Origin of the sequence: Bibersteinia trehalosi USDA-ARS-USMARC-188, assembly GCF_000521725.1 — a bacterium.
Taxonomy (GTDB): Bacteria; Pseudomonadota; Gammaproteobacteria; order Enterobacterales; family Pasteurellaceae; genus Bibersteinia; species Bibersteinia trehalosi.
In genome coordinates, this window is the sequence record NZ_CP006954.1 from 1,650,082 (window position 1) to 1,670,317 (window position 20,236).

Genomic DNA, 20,236 nt, shown 5'->3' on the forward strand with positions numbered 1-20,236 from the left:
TAAATATGCAAAATTGACCGCTTGTTTTTTTAGTCTTTCGAGATGCTAACACTCGCTTTAATATGCTTTAGATGCACGACAATAGTAAATGTCATGATGACCAATAGAGCCCACGCACTCCATTTACTCACATGCACCATAGACCACGCGCCAAGCTGATTTGGATAACGCCAGATCCCAGCAAAAGTACCTAAATTTTCTGCTAACCAGATAAAGAAACCTATTAGAAAAAAGGCGAGTAATAGTGGCATTTTTCGCGCAGTATCGTAAGGCGTAAATTGCACAAACGTTCTTGCGTATAATCCAAGTGCAAAAGTAGCAATATACCAGCGATAATCACTTAAATAGTGATGGGTAAAGAAATTAAGATAAATCAATAATGCTGTAAGTGTTGCCAACCAATAGGGTGGGTGGCGATAAATTTTAAGATCAAATAATCGCCATGCTTGAATGATATATGAACCAACTGCCGCATACATAAACCCAGTAAATAATGGTACATTCAGCACTTTAGTATAAGCAAAATCAGGATATGCCCAAGACTGAATATGCACTGAAGTTTTAAAAACTTCTAGCACAAAACCCACTAAGTGAAACAAACTAATAGCTTTCAGTTCATCCCAAGTTTCGAGCTTAAGTTTTAACATCACGATTTGCATCAACAATGCAAAAACCAGCAAAATATCATAACGCGGTATACCAAATAAGCCTGCTTTTGGCACAACAAACATTGCCACAAAAAACATCCCTGCAAACAAGCATGCCCTTGCTTCCTTTAATCCAAAAAAGCAAAACTCAACACAAAAGCGACGAATACCACGCAATTGTAAATTCGGCTGGTGATTCATCAACCATTTATCAAACTGATTTAGCATTTTTTACCTATTTTTATACCGCTTGTTATTTATATCGATTATTGAATTTGGCTTGATGTACAGCTATCACCTCTTCTAATTCAATGCCGTATTTATCCGCTAGCACGCAAAGATTATCCAGCACATCGCCAAGCTCTTCGATAAGAGCTTGGCATTTTTCTTTTTCGTTTAAATCCGCTTTATCTGGGCGTTCATAGCCAATTTCTATCGCTCGCACCGCGGCGGCAACTTCGCCCACCTCTTCGGTAAGATAAGCCAAACGACGAAAAACATCTCGTTCATACCAACCTTGCTGTTGATAAAATTCTCGACCCCATTTTTGATAATCTGAAAAGTGCATTTGTGTTCCTTATTATTGTTCGGGCGGACACATCGGTCCGCCCCTACGGTGTTTTTTCAAATTACCGTAGGGTGGGCGTAAGCCCACGTAAACAACGTTTTACTTTGTTAATGGTGGGCTTACTCATTCCTTAACGTATCAAAAATCACTTCCGCTAATGCTTTTGAAATGCCCGGTACGCTTTCAATCTCTTCCAGCGTGGCTGATTTCACACCTTGCATTCCGCCAAGATATTTCAATAACGCTTGGCGACGTTTTGCCCCGACACCTGCAATACTTTCCAAACCGCTTTCAGTAAAGGCTTTTTGCCGTTTTTTGCGGTGGGCGTTGATCGCATAATTATGGGCTTCATCTCGAATATGTTGGATTAAATGTAACGCTGGGCTGTCGGGGGGCAGATGAATTTCCTTATCCCATTTGCTGATAATCAAGGTCTCTAAGCCTGCTTTGCGTTCTACCCCTTTTGCCACGCCAATCAATAGCGGTTGGGTTTTATCCCATTCTACGTTCAATTTTGCAAAGGTTTCCAACGCTCGATTCAATTGCCCTTTACCCCCATCAATAAAAATAATATCGGGAATTTTTTCAGGGGGAAGTGGGCGATCATAGCGTTTAAGCAAAGCTTGTTCCATTGCCGCATAATCATCACCGCCCGTAATCCCCTCAATGTTAAAACGGCGGTAATCGGATTTGAGAATGCCATTTTCATCAAACACCACGCAGGACGCCACTGTTTGCTCGCCCATTGTGTGACTGATGTCAAAGCACTCCATTCTTGCAATTTTTTCTAAATTTAGCACCGCTTGCAATGCTTCATAACGTTTGTGAATACGCTCATCTTGCTTTAATTGCAAGTTAAGTGCGGCCACTGCATTGGTATGTGCAAGGGCTAAATAACGGCTTTTTTCGCCACGTACTTTATCTGAAATGGTAACTTTATGTCCTGCTTGTTCGGTCAGCACCGCTTCTAGGGCTGATTTTTCACTCACTTTTTGGTCAATCACAATCTGATTTGGGATAGTGCGGTGCTGGTTCATTTGCAAATAAAACTGCCCGATAAAGGTATCGCTCAATTCTGCTAATTCCGTGTGGTTAGGCACTTTGGGGAAATAGCTGCGATTACCCAACACCTTGCCTTGACGCACAAATAAAATATGCACACAGGCAATACCGTGCTGATAGACGATAGAAATAATATCCAGATCATCTAATCTGTCTTGCGAAATAGATTGTTTTTCGGTTACCGCTCGCACCTGCTGAATTTGATCCCGATAGCGTGCCGCCATTTCAAAATCCAGCTCTTCGGCGGCTTTTTCCATTTTACCGATCAGATATTCCACCACCTGATGGTCTTTCCCCTGCAAAAACAGACGGACTAAATTCACCTGATTATTGTACTCATCTTGCGAATAATAACCTTCTACACAAGGGGCAAGGCAACGCCCGATCTGATATTGCAAACAAGGGCGTGAACGATTTTTATAGTAGCTGTCTTCACACTGGCGAATTGGAAAGATTTTTTGCAGTAAATTCAAAGTTTCTCGCACTGCCCCAGCATTCGGATAAGGCCCAAAATACTCCCCTGCGATTTTTTTGCTTCCTCTAAAACTGGCAAGGCGTGGATGCTGATGTTTGGTCAGTAAAATGTAGGGATAGGATTTATCATCACGCAATAACACATTGTATTTTGGCTGATTTTCCTTAATGTAATTGTGTTCCAGCAATAAAGCTTCGGTTTCAGAATGGGTGAGGGTGGTTTCAATATGGGCGATATTTGCCACTAACGCTTCGGTTTTACGGCTGGCTAAATTTGATCGGAAATAGCTAGAAAGGCGTTTTTTTAAGTCTTTTGCTTTGCCCACATAGATAATTTCGCCTTTATCGTTATACATACGATAAACGCCTGCGTTGTGAGGGACGTTAGCAAGGAAGGATTTGGGGTCAAATTGCGACATAGGATATCACCAAAATTTCGGGCGGACACATCGGCCCGCCCCTACAATTATTTTTACAGCACATTACGATTTCAATAAACTGCCTTTTGAGGCTTTCAAATACTGCAACATAGACCAAATCGTTAATCCTGCCGCAACATAAAGCAAAATAAAGGCAAGCATTTCCATTGTTTCACTTTGTCGCCAAAGTAATCCCCCCAAAGCAAACATTTGTGCAGTGGTTTTCACTTTTCCCCAAATAGAGACCGCCACATTTGCTCTTTCACCAATTTCTGCCATCCATTCACGCAATGCCGAAATAATAATTTCACGAGAAATCATAATTACCGCTGGGATACTTATCCACCAAGTATGGTAGTGCTCAACCACACATACCAAAGCAACCGCCACTAAAACTTTGTCTGCCACAGGGTCTAAAAATGCGCCTAATCGTGTGGTTTGATTCCATTTACGAGCAAGATAGCCGTCAAACCAGTCAGTAATAGAGGCAATAAAGAAAATTAAGGTAGTAAGCTCTGGTGAATATTTAAATGGGAGATAAAATGCCACAACAAACAGTGGAATAAGTACAACGCGGAAAATAGTTAGGTAGGTTGGGATATTGAATTTCATAATTCGCAGCTCAAGCAAGAAAAGTTGAACTATTTTAAACAAAACAAGCGGTCACTTCTACGCCCTTTTTTGCAAAATTTTGTAAGGAAATGACCGCTTGTACTTTAGATAATTAATTTAGCGACAATCACTAATTGACACTGCCACAATTTAGGCAGTAAAGATAACTCTGTTTTGGGTCGTTAAATTTATTTAAAAGATTACTTTGTTGTTTAATTTTTCCAGCCAGTGGACTATCAAGCAACATAGATAAATCCAATTTCGCTTTCATTTTAAAATCACGCATTAACTGACTAAAGAAATCTTCTTTTTGTTCAATAAACCATTGTACTGTGAAGCTATCACGTTCAGCTAGATTCTGTGCTTTACGTTTGGCATTAATCAGCGATTTAAGTACATCATAGGCATCGTCAAAATCGCCTAGTTGATCTACCAAGCCATGTGTCAATGCAGTTTCACCTAGCCAAACTTGTCCTTGTGCCACTTTATCCACTTCAGCTTTACTCATCTTACGCCCCTTAGCCACCAGAGCTAAAAAACGATCATAGCCGTTTTCAATGCTAATTTGGATCATCTCAACATGTGTTTTATCTAATGGCTTTAATGCCGATTGCCGCGCTAATGGCGAGGTTGCAATACCATCTTCACTAACCCCAACTTTCTTGGCAGTCTTTTCTAAATTTACAGATAATCCAAAAATACCAATAGAGCCAGTCAATGTTGTTGGTGCTGCAATAATTTTATCCGCAGTAGCAGAAATCCAATAACCTCCTGAAGCTGCCATTCCCCCCATTGAAACAACCACGGGTTTACCTGCATGTTGAAGATCTTCTGTTGCTTGGCGAATTAACTCAGAAGCCACCGCACTACCACCAGGACTATTAACACGGAGAATGACGCCTTGCACACTCTCATCAGCCCGAGCTTGGTGTAATAATTGTACAATTTCATCACTTCCCGCACTGTTTTCGTCTCCTTTACCCCAAACGATTTCCCCTTCTACATTAACCACAGCTATTTTCTCTTGTGATTTAAGGTTAAAGCGATCGGGTAATTCTGCAGCATAATCTAAATATTCAATATGCTGATAGCCCCGTTTAGGATGTTTACCAAAAGTCTCGATTAGTTTCTGCTTAATTTCTCGGCTGCTAAGGCTTTGTGTAATCCATCCTTGCTTAAGCGCGAATTCTGCGTCATCACCTTTTAAAGCGCGATATTGCTGCAATAATTTCTCTGGAGCGAGAACAACATTTTCTGCGTTTATTTCACGGTTTTTCGCAATGTTATCTCGCATATTTTGCCAAAGTTTACTTAACCATAATTGAGCATTTGCTTTAGCTTCAGAAGACATATTGTCACGCAAAAATGGTTCAACCGCTGATTTATAAGTCCCAACTCGAAAAACATAGGGTACAGCCTCAATTTTCTCTAATAATGATTTGAAATAGAGATTAGAATAACTCAACCCTTGTAGCTCAACCATTCCCGATTTATTAAGATAAATGTTGTCTGCAAAGCTTGCCAGATAATATTGTTTTTGACTAAACAAGTCTCCCACAGCAATCACGGATTTCCCTGACTGCTTAAATTCTTGCAATACGTTACCTACATAGGTGAGCGAGGCAATATCCCCCCCAGAGAAATTCTTCAAATCTAATACGATGCCTTTAATCCGGCTATCTTTTGCTGCTTTACGGATAGCCTGTACAACATCAAAGGTTGAAATTTTGAGCGGTTCACTCCCATTGCCAATTTCTGACTGTAAAAAACGGCGAAAATCGGCAAATTCATCATGGTTATCTGCAAGATAACCATCAAAATTAAGCGTTAATGCCCCGCTTTGAAAAGCGGGATCTGCATTTTTTGATTTACTACTATCACTACTGAGTAATGAAGTAAAAGCAAAAAATGCCAGTACAAATAAAATAAAAAATAGGCTTACCGTAAATTCCCGCACACAGCAAAAAGCACGATATAGCCCTTTAAAAATTTTTATAATCATTAATACCTCCTATCAGAAAAATTGCAGTGTAAGCTACCACAAATTCAGGCGGAAATTAACAAATTATGTTATGATTTTGCGTCTTTTTATCATTCGAGAAGCCTTATATGAACACCTTAGATTTCTTACAACGCCGCCGTTCATGCAAAAAATTTGGCAATATTGCGCCAAACCGCGATCAACTTGAGCACATGTTTAAAGCAGCCCTGCGAGCGCCCGATCACGGCAGATTAAAACCTTATCGTTTTGTCGTTATTGAGAATAAGCAAGCACTGTATCAAGCATTGCTTGCGGCTGTCACTGAATTTGATTTAGGCGAACGAGGCTTAGAAAAAGCAGAAAAACTTTCCTCACAAGCACCAACCGTTGTTGCGGCTATTGCCAAACTGGATGACCAAAATAAAAAAGTTCCTGCTTGGGAACAGATGGTAACAACAGGTTGTGCAACTTATGCGTTACAACTTGCCGCGAATGTTCAAGGCTTCGAAACAGTATGGATCAGCAAACATTGGGTGCAAGGCAAAGCAATGCGCGAAATGCTGACATGTAAAGAAAATGAAAAAGTAATCGGACTAATTTTAATTGGTTCCCCACAAGATAAAGCGGAAATTACAACAGCAACTGAAACTGAAAATACAGAAGGCTTTGTCTGCTACCTAGAGGGATAAAAAATGAACCAAGATCAACACGACTATCAAGATTTAATTCAGATTTTTGATAACTGCTTTGCGAAAGAATACAATACGCGCTTAGAAAAAGGTGGGGATTACCCAATCTACTTACCCGCCCATTTAGATGAAGGTGGGGTAGCAAGCGAGCGAGATTACAATGTCATTTTATTCGCACATGGCTACTACAGTAGTGCTTTACACGAAATTGCTCACTGGCTAGTAGCAGGACGTGCTCGTTGGGGATTAGAAGATTTTGGCTATTGGTATGAGCCTGATGGCAGATCAGCCGAACGCCAACGTGAATTTGAACAAGTAGAAGTAAAACCGCAAGCAATTGAGTGGATTTTAGCGACTGCTGCCGGTTTCCGCTATTTTGCAAGTAGTGATAACCTTACTGGTGATTCTGGCGATAATTCTGCATTCAAGCAAGCAGTGTACGAACAAGTTAAAACTTACGCAGAAAAAGGTCTACCAAAACGTGCAGAAACTTTGCGTCAGGCGCTTTGCCAATTTTATGGTACTCCCAATACAATTGATTTAACCCAATTTGATATATCAAGAATTTAACAAGCGGTCTCTTTTTCGCAAAAAATAACAAAGGAAACATTATGCAATTTACTGTTATTATCCCTGCTCGCTATGCTTCTAGTCGCTTACCTCGCAAGCCATTATTGGATATTGTTGGCAAACCAATGATTCAACACGTTTGGGAAAAAGCTCAACAAGCAGGGGCAAGCCGAGTGATTGTAGCAACTGATCACCCTGAAATTGAAAGCGTTGTTAAAAGCTTTGGTGGTGAAGTTTGTCTCACTTCAGATAAACACAATTCTGGCACCGAACGCCTTGCGGAAGTAATTGAGAAAATGCACATTGCTGATGATGAAATTATTGTCAATGTACAAGGCGATGAGCCGCTAATTCCCCCAATGATAGTAGCTCAAGTAGCGGAAAATTTAGATCGCCATCAAGTGAATATGGCAACTCTTGCAGTTAAACTCGAAACTAAAGAAGAACTGTTTAACCCCAATGTGGTTAAAACCTTAACCGACAAAAATGGAATGGCGCTCTATTTCTCTCGTGCATCTATTCCTTTTGCTCGTGATCATTTTGCTCATTGTGATGATGCTTTTGTCGCAAGCCAACAGTATCTCCGCCATATTGGCATCTATGCTTACCGTGCAGGCTTTGTAAAACAGTATGTCGCTTGGCAGCCAACACAATTAGAACAACTTGAAAGCTTAGAACAACTGCGTGCATTATGGTATGGTGAGAAAATTCATTTAGAGCTTGCAAAACAAGCGCCTGAAGTGGGGGTAGATACCGCGGAAGATTTAGCTCGAGTGAGAGAAATTCTTGCTAAACAAGCGATATAATAACAATCGAATTTTATTCAACATGCCCCAAAGCATTTAAAAATAAACCCTGAAATTATTTTCAGGGTTTATTTTATTAATCAATATCTTTCAGTTCATCTTCCGACAAAGTTTCTTGACTACTTTCAACTTTGCCATCTTTCACTTTAAACTCTAAATTTTGAAAATAGGCCTCACGAAATGTAACATAAGGGTCGGCTGATTGCTTAAGCAATGCCTCTTGCCCAATTAACGCAGCTCGTTTATCAACTCCTTGCACAGTAAATTTTGCAACAGACCATGGCGTAGCAAGTAGTGATAACACCGGATAAGTACTATCCACTATACCACCGAGATCTTGTCGCGGTGTTGCTGCACCATAAGCAGGTAGCATGACATAACTGCCCGTTGGTACATTATAACTCCCTAAAGTATCACCAAAAGAGCGATGCCCATTCTCTAGTTTAAGATCGTTGGTTAAACTAGCAAAATCAATTAAACCACCTAACCCAAAGATAGAGTTAATCCAAAAACGGCTGAAGTGCACCATCGCTTTTTGTCCTTCCCCTTCTAATAAGCGATTGACAAAACTTGCTGGTTCGTCAAGGTTATTGGCAACATTAACCAAGCCCGTTTTAATTGGGCTTGGTACATACTCTTTCCAACCTTTTGCGACAGGCTCTAATACATAAGGGTCAAGATATTCATAATTAACCTTCCACATAGCACGATTAAAACCTTCAAGTGGATCGTTACGCGTACCATCTTCATTTAATGCAGAAGAACACCCAACAAGCATAAATGCTGCAGCAACCAAGATAAGCTGTTTAAATTTTGTCATAAAAAACCTGTTATTTTAAGAAAGGATTATGTTGTTTTTCTCGTCCAATTGTTGTGTGCGGACCATGACCAGGAATAATTACAAAATCATCGTCTAAATCAAATAACTTTGTCCGAATTGATGAAATTAAAGTATCAAAATTACCTTGGTAGAGATCAGTTCGACCAATGCTGTCTTTAAACAAAACATCACCACTAAAAGCAATTTTATTTTTCATTTCAAAAAAACCAATGTGCCCCGGAGAATGTCCCGGTAAATGACGAATTTCGAAAGAAAGCGTACCGACTTCAATTTCATCCCCTTCACTTAACCAGTGGTCAGGTAAAAAAGCAGGAACTCTAGGAAAACCATAGCTAGCACAGATTTCAGGTAGATTGTCGAATAAAGGCTTATCAGCTAATTGGGAACCATAAACCTCAACACCAAAGTGTTTCGATACCTTTTCAACCGCCATAATATGGTCAAGATGAGCATGCGTAATCAGTAATTTAGTTACGTTAAGCTGCTGCTCTTCAATAAATTTAATAATAATGTCGGCATTGTCACCAGCATCAATAATAGCTGCATTTTTGTTTTCATCCCACACAATGCTGCAATTTTGCTGAAATGCACTAACAGGAATAATTTGTAAATTAAGCATAAAAAACAACCGCTTGCTTAACCTCGCCAGGTTCGAACAGGGCCTGTATCAACATGTACAAAGTTACTCCGAGGATAGAACCCAACCCCGCCATTATTTAAACTTTGTGCCGCATTTCTAATTTTTGCTAATGGCACCCCTTGAATATAGAAATCAATCGCTTTACCTTGCATATGGAAACTGTTGCCTGCACCACGCACTGCACGATTACTTCTTGGTGTACGATACCCGCTTAAAACCTGAATTTCTGAATTCCGCAATCCTAAACGAGCTTGTATTTGGATGAGCTTTAAATAAAGATTCGGGTCAATAGCACGAACCTTATTTTCACGTCTATCGCGCATTAAATAGTTCATACTTTGTAAACTTGCCGAATTAAAACGCCCACCTAGATGCTGACCTGTTGCCACATCTCCTGTATTGACATTACGCAAACGTAATACCATTGGCTTTGGCGTGGAAACAATTGCCGCTGCTTTATTAGAAAATAGTGTTGCACCAAGCATAATTCCACCAAGCGAAAGCCATCTACGGCGTTGTAAATTGGTTTGATCCATTAAATTCTCCTTCTTTGGATATTGGATATATCTCCGTTTTAAATGGGTATATCCTAACGCTCTATCGTTAATCTCCGAGGCTCGGTAATTGACGATAAATCATTAGCAAGTCAGATTTAGTATTCACAATAAAAACAAAGTTCCGAGAAGATTATTATACTTCTCGGAAAATATCATTTATGCGATCTAGATCACATTTTTAACCTTCATCCAATCTATTGAGACTCGCGGAAGATTAACATCATATTTATAGATATCAGGCAAGGTATACACTTTACCATTTTCTACCCACGCCGTGACATAATACAAATAAACAGGATTGTCTGAACGAATTGGCACCGAAGTTGTTTTACGGCTGGCTAATACACCTTGCTTCTTACTATCACTCCAACCCGCTTCTTTCAATAATAATGTCGCGAGTTCATCTGATTTTGCCACACGAACACACCCTGAGCTTAACGCACGATCATTTTTACCAAATAGACCTCGGTTAGGTGTATCATGCAAATAAATAGCATCAGAGCTTGGCATATTGAATTTATACAATCCCAATGCAGCATTGTCACCCGGTTTTTGGCGAATATGATAAGGGAAAGTATTCTCTTTACCTTTATATTGCGCCCAATTGATATTACTTGGGCTAATCTTATTACCACGCCCATCTAAAATCTCATAGCCTGAACGCTCTACCATACCTGGATTACGGCTAAATTTAGGAATAAGATCTTTAGCTTTAATTGTCGGCGGTACATTCCAAGGCGGATTCACAACCACATTACTTAATTTGCTATACATAACTGGTGTGCGGCGGTCATCTCGTCCAACAATCACTTTAGATTGCAAAACCTGCTTGCCATCACGCATATAGTAAAGCTGATAACTTGGAATATTAACGAAAATACCATTAGTAAAGCTTGGGATTAAACGTAAGCGTTGTGCATTCAATGCTAATTTCGCAAATGTCGTGCTTCCCCCTGCTACTGCAGACTCTTGAGCTTTCCCTTTTTGTCCTTTGGTATTTTTGCTGTTCGCAGCTTTTTTAGCGACACCCGCCGTGCTATTTGGAGACATTGTAAACAATCTATCTACCGTTTCACGGTAAATATGATTATTTGGTATAAGAGCAGAAATATATTGTACAGCAGAGCCATTTCTGACAGCCCGTAACCAAGCAGAAACATGACTTTCAGCCGGAGCTTTAGTTACGTAGCTGCCTAACCGATATAGCCATTTATCTGCATTACGTCCCACATTTTTATTGTAATACAGATAATCTAAAAAACTGTCTGTTAATAAAACATCACGAGCGAAACTATCTTCTGGCGTATTTAGAATTTGTTGTAGTGCTTTCGTTGATTTTGCAGAAACTCCACTGGCTGCAAAAGCAGCATACTCTTTTAAAAATAGCTGTGTTGCCCGTTTATCAGACCATATTGAACTAAATTCGTTATCTAAATAAACCTTAGCTGTTGTAGATGCTAACAATAATTGATTTGGTGCAATTTCTTGATTAAGGCGATTTTTAGCTTGCGCAAGTTTTTCTGCTGCAATTCGCTCTTCTTCTGCACGTTGAATAAAACTTTCTGCTTGCCGAGCCATTGCTGCTGCTCTTGCTTGCTGAGCTTCAAAACTTAATTGCGGCAATACCGTATCAACAGTATTTAACGCATTTGGTGTGGCAACATTTATTTCTGCAACTTGAGTTGTCGCACTTGCTACTGCCGATGTTTCTGCAAAAACAGCAGAACTCAATATCGTAATAGGTAAAAACTTAAACGCTTTCATGTTTAATCCAAAAAATAATTTGCTCATTTGCAAAATGTTTAATAAAACAGACCGCTTACAAAACAAGCGGTCTGGTAATTTTCGCACTAATTATATACGATATTTGACTATTTGTTAATTTTGAGCCAATCGATCATCATATTCTCCGTCTCTTTTAAGAAGAAATCTGGAGCCTCATAATCTTTTGGTAAAGCATCAAGATTCTTTAATGGCTTTTTGCCTTCTCGCTTAAAACGAGCATTCAGATCTTTCAAGCGTTTAGCTTCACTTGCTTCGTTCTCTTTTTTACGCTCATCTAAATTGAGTGAGGTAAATTGGCGAGCATCACGTTCTTTGCGCAAAGCAATATCTTCATTTACCACAATAAATTCAGGATCTTCTTTAATTCTAGCTTGGTGTTTTTCAATTAACTGAGTAACAACCGCACGTGAATTTGCCGTTTCTTGATAACTTGCTGCTGGAATCTTATCCCATGCTAATGCATTATCTTCAAAACTTTCACCTGTCTTTTCAGCATTAATAATTTCTGGCAAGCGAATATCCGCTTCTACCCCTTTAAGCTGCGTACTTCCGCCATTAATCCGGTAAAACTTCTGAATAGTATATTGGATTGAACCTAACGGCTCACGATCTAAGTCATACACAAAATTTAATGAGCGGCTTTGCTGTACTGTACCTTTACCAAAACTTTGCTGACCAACAATGATCGCACGATTATAATCTTGCAATGCGGCAGCTAAAATTTCTGAAGCCGAAGCACTATGGCGGTTAATCATCACCATGATTTTGCCATCATACTCGACGCCTGCATTCGGATCTTCATGTACTTTGATACGATTAAACGCATCACGCACTTGAACCACCGGGCCTTCATCAATAAATAAACCAGTTAATTCAACAACTTCAGTTAAAGAACCTCCGCCATTTTCACGTAAATCAATAATCAAGCCATCCACTTTTTTAGCTTTCATCTCTTTTAATAATTTACGCACATCTTTGGTTAAACCAATATAAAAGCTTGGGATCTTAATAACGGCAATATTTTTACCATCCACTTTATCTATTGTAAGCTTAGCTGCACTATCTTCTAAACGAATTTTATCGCGCACTAAAGTCACAATTTTTGATTTTCCCCCTTTTGCGGGTTCAATCTCTAGATAAACTTTCGAGCCCTTTTTCCCTTTAATTTTATCAACGACATCATCAATTCGCCAACCAACCACATCTTCAATTTTATTTTGTGATTGTCCTACCCCGATAATTTTATCCCCTACAGCTAAGCGCTTGCTACGAGCAGCAGGAGCACCAGGAACTAAAGATTTAATCGTAGTGACATCATCTTCCATCTCAAGCGTTGCACCAATTCCTTCTAATGAAAGGTTCATGCTCTCTTGAAAACGTTTTGCTGAGCGGGGAGAAAGATAACTAGTATGAGGATCAATCTCTCGTGCAAATGCATTCAAATACGTTTGCAAAATATCATCCGCTTTGGTTTGTGTTAAACGGCGAATCGCTAAGTTATAACGCTTAGTGAGTGTTTTTTTAATTTCACCCCATTTTTTATCTTTCAAATATAAACCGATAATGTCATTTTTAACCCGTTGTAACCAAAGTTCATTAGCCTCTGCTTCGGTTTTAGGAAATGGAGCTTTATCGCGCTCATTTTCAATTTGGTCATTAGCTTTCAAATCAGGTTCTTTATCAAGCAACGACAGCGCATATTTATAACGCTCATAACGACGCTTACTCATCAGCTCATAGATTTCAAAAGCAATATCAAGCTCTCCGTCATAAAGAGCATCATCTAATTTGTTCGCATATTTGCTATGCAATTCATCAATATCTGATTGTAAAAAAGTATTATGAGCAGGATCAAGCCAATCAATATAGCGATTAAAGATCTTTTCTGAAAATGTATCATCAAGGGTAAACTTGTGATAATGCGACTGTGTTAAACGAGCAGCAACCCGCTTGGTCGAAGTTTGATGTTGCTCGCTTGGCTGTGGAATAACAATTTTATCTGCTTTTATTTCTGGCTCTGCGCTAAAAGTATTGGCTGATAACAACCCTAAACACAGCCCGATAAAGTAACTTAATTTGGTCGGTTGCATAATATTCCTAAGATAACACCAAAACTATTTACGAGAGAATTTGCTTTCTAAAGCAGCTAAACTTTCTAATGATGCTTTAGGTGCATTATGGCGCTCTGTACGTTTTTTAGCATTCTCTTCGCGTGCTTTTTGTTTAAAGAATTCTTTACGTTGAGCTTTGCGTTGCTCTTTTCTCTCTGCCGCACGGCGCTCTGCCACGACTGCTTTAGCTTGAGCTAAGGTTTGTGCTGCATGTTCTGCTTGTTGGCTATCTACCACACCAGCTTCTTCACCATTTAAGCCCACACGAACAGCACCATCACGACAAGCGTGAAGATAACGCCAACTCATGGTATAGCTACGTAATGCTTGGCGTAATAGTGTTTTACTCACTTTGTCATCGCCAGCTAGGGCTTCTGCTAATTCTTGAAATAAGCCCACTTTAAGTGGTTTGGCTTCGCCTTCAGCGATAAAACAGAGAGGAAATTTTTCACAAAGGTAGGCAATGACTTCTTTAATTGGCATTGCAGTTTTTTGATGAGTTTGAACCGCTTGTTCAGATAATTGTTCGTTTAATTGTTCAGACATAGTTTTTCCATGTTGTTAAGGGAGAAAATAAACGGGGCGTACTCTATTTTATTTGTCCGCCCTTGTCTATCAAATTTAATGCGTACTTAGACTCTAATTTCTTATGAAGTTCCAATTATGCTTGGCTTTCTAAAAAACGCTCAGCATCGAGTGCAGCCATACAGCCTGTTCCAGCAGAAGTGATCGCTTGACGATAATTATGATCCACCACATCGCCAGCTGCAAATACCCCCGCAACGCTGGTTGCAGTGGCATTACCCTCTAATCCCGATTTCACCACAATATAGCCATTGTTCAATTCAAGCTGATCTTTAAATATATCTGTATTCGGTGCGTGTCCAATTGCCACAAATACACCATCAAGCACTAGGCTTTGCTCAACACCATCTTTGACGCTCTTAATACGCACACCAGTCACACCAGCATCATCACCCAGAACTTCATCAAGTACACTATCAGTGTGCAAAATAATTTTGCCTTCTTCGACTTTTTTCATTAGACGATCAATCAAAATTTTCTCACTACGAAAAGTATCACGACGATGAATAAGATGCACTTCAGAGGCAATATTCGATAAATAGAGAGCTTCTTCAACCGCAGTATTCCCTCCACCAATCACTGCAACAGGTTTATTACGATAGAAAAAGCCATCACAAGTTGCACAAGCAGAAACACCACGACCTTTATAATTTTCTTCTGAAGGCAAGCCTAAGTATTTTGCGGAAGCCCCAGTTGCAATTATCAATGCATCACAAGTAAAGGTATTAAAATCACCTTTTAACGTGAATGGGCGTTGAGAAAAATCAACCGTATGAATATGGTCAAAAATGATTTCCGTGTTAAATTTTTCAGCATGCTTTTGCATTTTATTCATCAAATCTGTGCCAGTAATTTCACCAAATTCACCTGGCCAGTTTTCAATTTCAGAGGTAGTGGTCAGTTGTCCACCTTGTTGCATACCTGTCACTAATACAGGATTTAAGTTTGCACGAGCCGCATAGACTGCTGCAGTATAACCCGCAGGCCCCGAGCCTAAAATTAATAATTTTGCGTGTTTTACAGCCATTATAATTTCCTTTCTAATTTGTCTAAATTTATCAATTAATATAATAACGAATAAAGCTTACGTCTAAACTGACCGACCAGAGGATCGGTATTTCCCATTGCTGATAAAATAGCTAAAAATTGCGTTTTAACTTCGCCATCTCCTGCACTCAAATCTTTTTGTAGCCATTCAAATAGTAATCCTAACGCCTCTTCATTCCGTTTTACTTGGTGAAGTTGGTTGGCCAATTTGATTGCAATTTCAGGCGTTTTGTTCATTCCATAGGCTTGCTGTAATTCTTGAATTTCAGGTGAATCCGCTGCTTGTTCTAGTAAATGAATTTGATCTTGTAAGCCCTGCCAACGGCTATCTCGATCTTGTAATGGAATCTGTGCCAAAATAGCTTTTGCAGGTTCAATCTCTTTCAAGGCAATATGCGTTTCAGCATACAATAAGCCAAAATCACTATTTTTCTTGTCTGTTTTCTCCCAAGCCGATTTTAACAACGGTAACGCCATATCAAATTGTTCCGCCTCTAAAAATTCTATCGCTTGGGCATATTGTAGTTCCTCTTCTTTTGGCAAAATGTTGGCTAGCCGAATGCGTAATTCTTGCTCACTGATCACACCTTGAATCGCATCAACAGGCTGGCCATTTGCAAAAAAATAGCTAGTTGGCACCGCTTGTATACGAAACTGCTGAGCAATTGCCATTTGCTCATCACAATTGATGATTGCAAGTAAAAATTGCTTTGGATATTCATCAAGCAATCGACGAAATAATGCCTCCATTTCAATAGATGCAGGTTCTCGAGACGAAATAAAATGAAAAACCACAGGCACTTCGGCTGTGGCACTGATCACTTCACTAAAATTTTGTTCATTAATATTAATTAAATAATCCATATCTTCATCACATTAAAAGCAGTGTGATAATACACACTGCCTTTTATTAAAACTGTTTTAGCCTTACTCAGAGTGATAACGCCCAATAATTGTTTTTACACCGCCATTACCAATACAGACAGAGTCATCAGTTGCTTTAGAGTACGAACCATCCTGACAAATCGCTGTTACACCAGCAGGTACTTGGATTTGTTCAATCACTGGAGGCTTTGCGATAGTACTTGAAACTGTATTGTCAGTTTGAGCTTTTACTACTTCCACTGGAGTACGTTGTACACAAGCGCTTAATCCACAAAGCAAGACCAATGCTGTAACAAATTTGAGTTTTTGCATAATCACCTCGCATAATCATTATAATAAAGGCTGAAAATTACTTTTCAGCCTAACTATGATGAAGAGTTTTATAGCAAATAGCAAGTTAGCCGTTAATGAATTTTTCGCCTAATTCAATATCTGCTTTTAAAGTTGGAATCATTGCTTCAATCGCCGCTTGCTCATAAGCGCTAATTTCACCAATTGGTAGCAATTCTTCTACGCCATCTTTACCTAAACGCACAGGCTGAGCAAAGAAACGGGCATATTTACCGTCTCCCTCTACATAAGCAAATTCAACAACATGCTCACCACTTAAGCCTTTTAATACTGAGCGAGCAAAACGTGCTGCAGCTTGAGCCATAGAGAGGGTTGCTGAGCCGCCTCCCGCTTTAGCTTCTACCACTTCAGTACCTGCGTTTTGAATACGCTTAGTTAAAGCTTCAACTTCTTCTGCAGTGAAGGCAATTTTGTCGGTTTCTGTCGCTTGAGAAAGTAATGGTAAAATCGTTACCCCAGAATGCCCACCAATCACTGGTACTCGCACATTATTCACATCCTTACCTTTTAGTTCTGCCACAAATGTTTCAGAACGCAACACATCTAGCGAAGTCACGCCAAATAATTTACGTTTGTCATACACACCTGCTTTTTTCAATACCTCAGCAGCAATCGCAACGGTAGTATTAACAGGATTTGTGATAATCCCCACGCAAGCTTTCGGGCAAACCGCTGCGACTTTTTCAATTAAGTTACGTACAATTCCCGCATTAATATTAAATAAATCAGAACGATCCATACCAGGCTTACGCGCAACACCTGCTGAAATTAAAACAAGATCTGCGCCCTGCAAAGCTGAAGCAGGATCTTCCCCTGCAAAACCTTTTACCTTAACCGCGGTTGGGATATGGCTCACATCAACAGCGACCCCAGGAGTCACAGGCGCAATATCATATAAAGATAATTCCGTCCCTGCAGGGAGCTGTAATTTCAACAAGAGCGCTAACGCTTGGCCGATACCACCTGCTGCACCTAAAACTGCAACTTTCATAAACTTCTCCTATTATCAGAATAAATAAATCTTATTGAATTGTAGAAAAAAGCGAATACGCTTTCAAATAGCGATGTTAAATTTTGCGATCTAGTGCAAATTTTAGAAAAAAATTTTAGATATCAATTGATTTATTTGCATAAATAAGCAAAAATTTTGCATATTTTTAAATAAAAATGCATAACCTTGTATAATGGAAAAAAACGATTCTCTCTCTGATGCGTTCAAATCATTGTTACGCGAAGAAAAATTTGGCTCACAAAGTGAAATTGTAGCCGCTTTACAAGAAATGGGCTTCAGCCAAATTAACCAATCTAAAGTGTCACGTATGCTTTCAAAATTTGGTGCAGTACGTACACGTAATACAAAAATGGAGATGGTTTATCAGCTTCCCGCGGAATTAAGTGTGCCAACAACCTCTAGCCCACTGAAAAACTTAGTCATGGATATTGATCATAATGATGTATTAATTGTTATCCATACCAGCCCAGGCGCGGCACAATTGATTGCTCGTCTATTAGATTCCATAGGCAAAGCGGAAGGGATTCTTGGCACAATTGCAGGAGATGATACGATTTTTGTCACCCCAACACGAGAGACACCAATTCACCAATTAATGGAAACTATTCACGAATTATTTGAAAACTCGCTGTAATGAATATTCTTATCACCGGTGGCACAGGCTTTATTGGCAGAGCTTTATCCCAAGCCCTTATTGCGCAAGGGCATCAGCTAACTATCCTTTCTCGCCAACCCAAAATAGATACACAAGCGCTCAAATTTATTCAAAATTTTGCTCATATCAAAAATCTAGATGCATTTGATGCTGTTATCAATCTGGCTGGTGAGCCTATTTTTGCGAAAAAATGGACAGGAATACAAAAAAGTAAACTTCGTCAAAGTCGGCTTGAATTGACACAAAAACTCGTTGAATTATGCCAAAAAAGCTCAAATCCGCCACATACCTTTCTTTCTGCATCCGCAACAGGCTACTATGGTAACTTAGCGCAATTTGCAAAAAACTGTACAGAACAAACCGCTTGTGGTAATGGCTTTACTGCGCAGCTTTGCCAAGAATGGGAAGCCTGTGCATTACAAGCACAAAATAAAAAAACACGGGTTTGTTTACTTAGAACAGGGATAGTATTAGATACAGCTGGCGGTGCATTAAAACAGATGTTAGCGCTCTACCGATTAGGCCTTGGGGGAAAATTAGGTCACGGTAAACAGCACTGGGCTTGGATTTCCCTTGAAGATCATATTCAAGCAATGCTATTTTTATTGGAAAATCCCGATGCTCAGGGAGCATTTAATTTCGTTGCTCCGCAATCTATCAGAAATACTGATTTTAATTGTTTATTAGCTAAAGCGATTCACCGCCCAGCATTTTTTTCTGTTCCTGCATTTGTGTTAAAGCTTATTCTTGGCGAGCGTTCGCAACTTTTGCTGGATAATCAACCGCTTGTACCACACCATCTAACTCAATTAGGCTTTAAATTTAAGTTCAATAACTTAGAACAGTGGTTAGCGAGTTGTTTTAAATAAAAAATAGGGCGATTAAGCCCTATCTTTTTAATAATCTAACTCATCTTTATACAAGTTATAATCCGCCTTTAATGCTTGGATTAATGCTATAAAATCATCAGGCAGTGGTGCATGCCACTCCATCAATTCGCCGGTAATTGGATGTTCTAAACGCAACATTGCTGCATGTAAAGCTTGGCGTTTGAAATTACGTAACACTTCCAAAAATTCTTCACTGGCACCTTTGGGAGGGCGAGGTCTTCCACCGTAAAGCTGATCACCAAGTAATGGATGAGCAATATGTGCCATATGCACACGAATTTGGTGCGTACGCCCTGTTTCTAAGCGTAAACGTAAACGTGTGTAATTGCGAAAACGCTCCATAATACGGTAATGCGTAACGGCAGGCTTACCCATTGGATGAACAGCCATTGCAGTACGTTTGGTAGGATGGCGAGCCATGGGTTCATCCACTTTCCCTCCTTGAGTCATAATACCACTGGCGACCGCCTCATACTCACGGGTAATTTGACGTTTTTGTAGCGCGGAGACTAAATGCGTTTGTGCTGGTAACGTTTTTGCAACCACCATTAAGCCCGTGGTATCTTTATCTAAACGATGCACAATCCCTGCACGTGGCACCTCAACGATTTGTGGGTAGTGATGCAATAAAGCATTTAGCACTGTACCATCTGGATTACCCGCCCCAGGGTGAACCACAAGATCTTTTGGTTTATTGATCACTAAAATATCATCGTCTTCATAAACAATATTGAGTGGAATATCCTGAGGTTCAAAGCGGATTTCTTCTTCTGTTTCCGCCTGCACTTCAATTAATTCACCACCAAAGACTTTTTCTCGCGCTTTATTGACAATTTTGCCATTCACTGTAACCAGATCATTTTCAATCCACACTTTCAAACGCGAACGTGAATAATCAGGAAAAAGTTGTGCTAATGCCTGATCAAGTCTGGCACCTAGTAAATCCGAAGTTACTTCGGCTGTTAAAGTAATTTGTTGAGCCATTAAAAATATAATTCCAAATATGCTTTTCGTATTGAATGATGTAGAATAGCGCTATTTTCCGTCTG

The 20,236-nt window shown here is 39.6% G+C and carries 21 protein-coding genes; 5 read left to right on the forward strand and 16 right to left on the reverse strand.

Annotation, left to right across the window (positions count from 1 at the left end; translation table 11 throughout):
- Positions 1-29: 29 nt before the first annotated feature.
- The 5 genes from F542_RS07480 to sppA all read right to left on the reverse strand — a co-directional run bounded on the left by F542_RS07480 (position 30) and on the right by sppA (position 5,781).
- Complete coding sequence (locus F542_RS07480; protein WP_025267226.1) at positions 30-875, reverse strand: DUF817 domain-containing protein; 846 nt, start codon at positions 873-875, stop codon at positions 30-32.
- Between the two features lie 25 nt (positions 876-900).
- Positions 901-1,215 (reverse strand): MazG nucleotide pyrophosphohydrolase domain-containing protein, encoded by a 315-nt coding sequence (locus tag F542_RS07485; protein ID WP_025267227.1) that lies wholly within the window; start codon positions 1,213-1,215, stop codon positions 901-903.
- 119 nt (positions 1,216-1,334) lie between these two features.
- Complete coding sequence (gene uvrC, locus F542_RS07490) at positions 1,335-3,170, reverse strand: excinuclease ABC subunit UvrC (protein WP_015432105.1); 1,836 nt, start codon at positions 3,168-3,170, stop codon at positions 1,335-1,337.
- Between the two features lie 63 nt (positions 3,171-3,233).
- Positions 3,234-3,782, reverse strand: a complete 549-nt coding sequence (pgsA, locus tag F542_RS07495; RefSeq protein WP_015432104.1) for a CDP-diacylglycerol--glycerol-3-phosphate 3-phosphatidyltransferase — start codon at positions 3,780-3,782, stop codon at positions 3,234-3,236.
- Positions 3,783-3,912: 130 nt separating this feature from the next.
- Positions 3,913-5,781 (reverse strand): signal peptide peptidase SppA, encoded by a 1,869-nt coding sequence (gene sppA, locus F542_RS07500; protein ID WP_025267228.1) that lies wholly within the window; start codon positions 5,779-5,781, stop codon positions 3,913-3,915.
- 110 nt (positions 5,782-5,891) lie between these two features.
- Between sppA and F542_RS07505 the strand changes: the two genes are divergently transcribed.
- Genes F542_RS07505 through kdsB form a run of 3 tightly spaced genes read left to right on the forward strand, consistent with a single transcriptional unit; the run spans position 5,892 to position 7,828 of the window.
- Positions 5,892-6,452, forward strand: coding sequence for a nitroreductase family protein (locus F542_RS07505; RefSeq protein ID WP_015432102.1), 561 nt, complete (start codon positions 5,892-5,894; stop codon positions 6,450-6,452).
- A gap of 3 nt (positions 6,453-6,455) precedes the next feature.
- On the forward strand, positions 6,456-7,022 hold the full coding sequence (locus F542_RS07510) for an elongation factor P hydroxylase (protein WP_015432101.1): 567 nt from the start codon (positions 6,456-6,458) through the stop codon (positions 7,020-7,022).
- A 41-nt stretch (positions 7,023-7,063) separates the two neighbouring features.
- A complete protein-coding gene (gene kdsB / locus F542_RS07515; protein ID WP_015432100.1) occupies positions 7,064-7,828 on the forward strand; it encodes a 3-deoxy-manno-octulosonate cytidylyltransferase in 765 nt (254 codons plus the stop codon).
- A gap of 76 nt (positions 7,829-7,904) precedes the next feature.
- On the opposite strand, the gene F542_RS07520 is transcribed toward kdsB, so the two are convergent.
- From F542_RS07520 to mdh, 10 genes are all read right to left on the reverse strand, one after another.
- The gene (locus F542_RS07520; protein ID WP_015432099.1) at positions 7,905-8,648 is read right to left on the reverse strand and encodes an MlaA family lipoprotein; all 744 of its coding nucleotides are present in this window, start codon (positions 8,646-8,648) and stop codon (positions 7,905-7,907) included.
- A 10-nt stretch (positions 8,649-8,658) separates the two neighbouring features.
- On the reverse strand, positions 8,659-9,288 hold the full coding sequence (locus F542_RS07525; protein ID WP_015432098.1) for an MBL fold metallo-hydrolase: 630 nt from the start codon (positions 9,286-9,288) through the stop codon (positions 8,659-8,661).
- A 17-nt stretch (positions 9,289-9,305) separates the two neighbouring features.
- Complete coding sequence (locus F542_RS07530) at positions 9,306-9,845, reverse strand: YcbK family protein (protein WP_015432097.1); 540 nt, start codon at positions 9,843-9,845, stop codon at positions 9,306-9,308.
- A 186-nt stretch (positions 9,846-10,031) separates the two neighbouring features.
- The gene (locus F542_RS07535) at positions 10,032-11,630 is read right to left on the reverse strand and encodes a L,D-transpeptidase family protein (protein WP_144084237.1); all 1,599 of its coding nucleotides are present in this window, start codon (positions 11,628-11,630) and stop codon (positions 10,032-10,034) included.
- Positions 11,631-11,737: 107 nt separating this feature from the next.
- Positions 11,738-13,741: a carboxy terminal-processing peptidase gene (gene prc, locus F542_RS07540; RefSeq protein ID WP_025267230.1), complete on the reverse strand. Its 2,004-nt coding sequence runs from the start codon at positions 13,739-13,741 to the stop codon at positions 11,738-11,740.
- A 24-nt stretch (positions 13,742-13,765) separates the two neighbouring features.
- Positions 13,766-14,308, reverse strand: a complete 543-nt coding sequence (gene proQ, locus F542_RS07545; protein WP_025267231.1) for an RNA chaperone ProQ — start codon at positions 14,306-14,308, stop codon at positions 13,766-13,768.
- Positions 14,309-14,423: 115 nt separating this feature from the next.
- Positions 14,424-15,374, reverse strand: a complete 951-nt coding sequence (gene trxB, locus F542_RS07550; protein ID WP_025267232.1) for a thioredoxin-disulfide reductase — start codon at positions 15,372-15,374, stop codon at positions 14,424-14,426.
- Between the two features lie 35 nt (positions 15,375-15,409).
- On the reverse strand, positions 15,410-16,258 hold the full coding sequence (locus tag F542_RS07555) for a co-chaperone YbbN (RefSeq protein ID WP_025267233.1): 849 nt from the start codon (positions 16,256-16,258) through the stop codon (positions 15,410-15,412).
- 63 nt (positions 16,259-16,321) lie between these two features.
- Positions 16,322-16,591, reverse strand: a complete 270-nt coding sequence (locus tag F542_RS07560; RefSeq protein ID WP_025267234.1) for a DUF3761 domain-containing protein — start codon at positions 16,589-16,591, stop codon at positions 16,322-16,324.
- A gap of 85 nt (positions 16,592-16,676) precedes the next feature.
- Complete coding sequence (mdh, locus tag F542_RS07565; protein WP_015432090.1) at positions 16,677-17,621, reverse strand: malate dehydrogenase; 945 nt, start codon at positions 17,619-17,621, stop codon at positions 16,677-16,679.
- A 193-nt stretch (positions 17,622-17,814) separates the two neighbouring features.
- Here mdh and argR point away from each other — a divergent pair, with 193 nt between their 5' ends.
- A complete protein-coding gene (gene argR / locus F542_RS07570; protein ID WP_015432089.1) occupies positions 17,815-18,276 on the forward strand; it encodes a transcriptional regulator ArgR in 462 nt (153 codons plus the stop codon).
- Positions 18,276-19,166 carry a TIGR01777 family oxidoreductase gene (locus F542_RS07575; protein WP_015432088.1) on the forward strand — a complete coding sequence of 297 codons (891 nt, stop codon included), beginning with the start codon at positions 18,276-18,278 and terminating at the stop codon, positions 19,164-19,166. The genes argR and F542_RS07575 overlap by 1 nt, the downstream gene beginning before the upstream one ends.
- Positions 19,167-19,193: 27 nt before the next feature.
- On the opposite strand, the gene rluD is transcribed toward F542_RS07575, so the two are convergent.
- Complete coding sequence (rluD, locus tag F542_RS07580; RefSeq protein ID WP_015432087.1) at positions 19,194-20,171, reverse strand: 23S rRNA pseudouridine(1911/1915/1917) synthase RluD; 978 nt, start codon at positions 20,169-20,171, stop codon at positions 19,194-19,196.
- Positions 20,172-20,236: the final 65 nt, after the last annotated feature.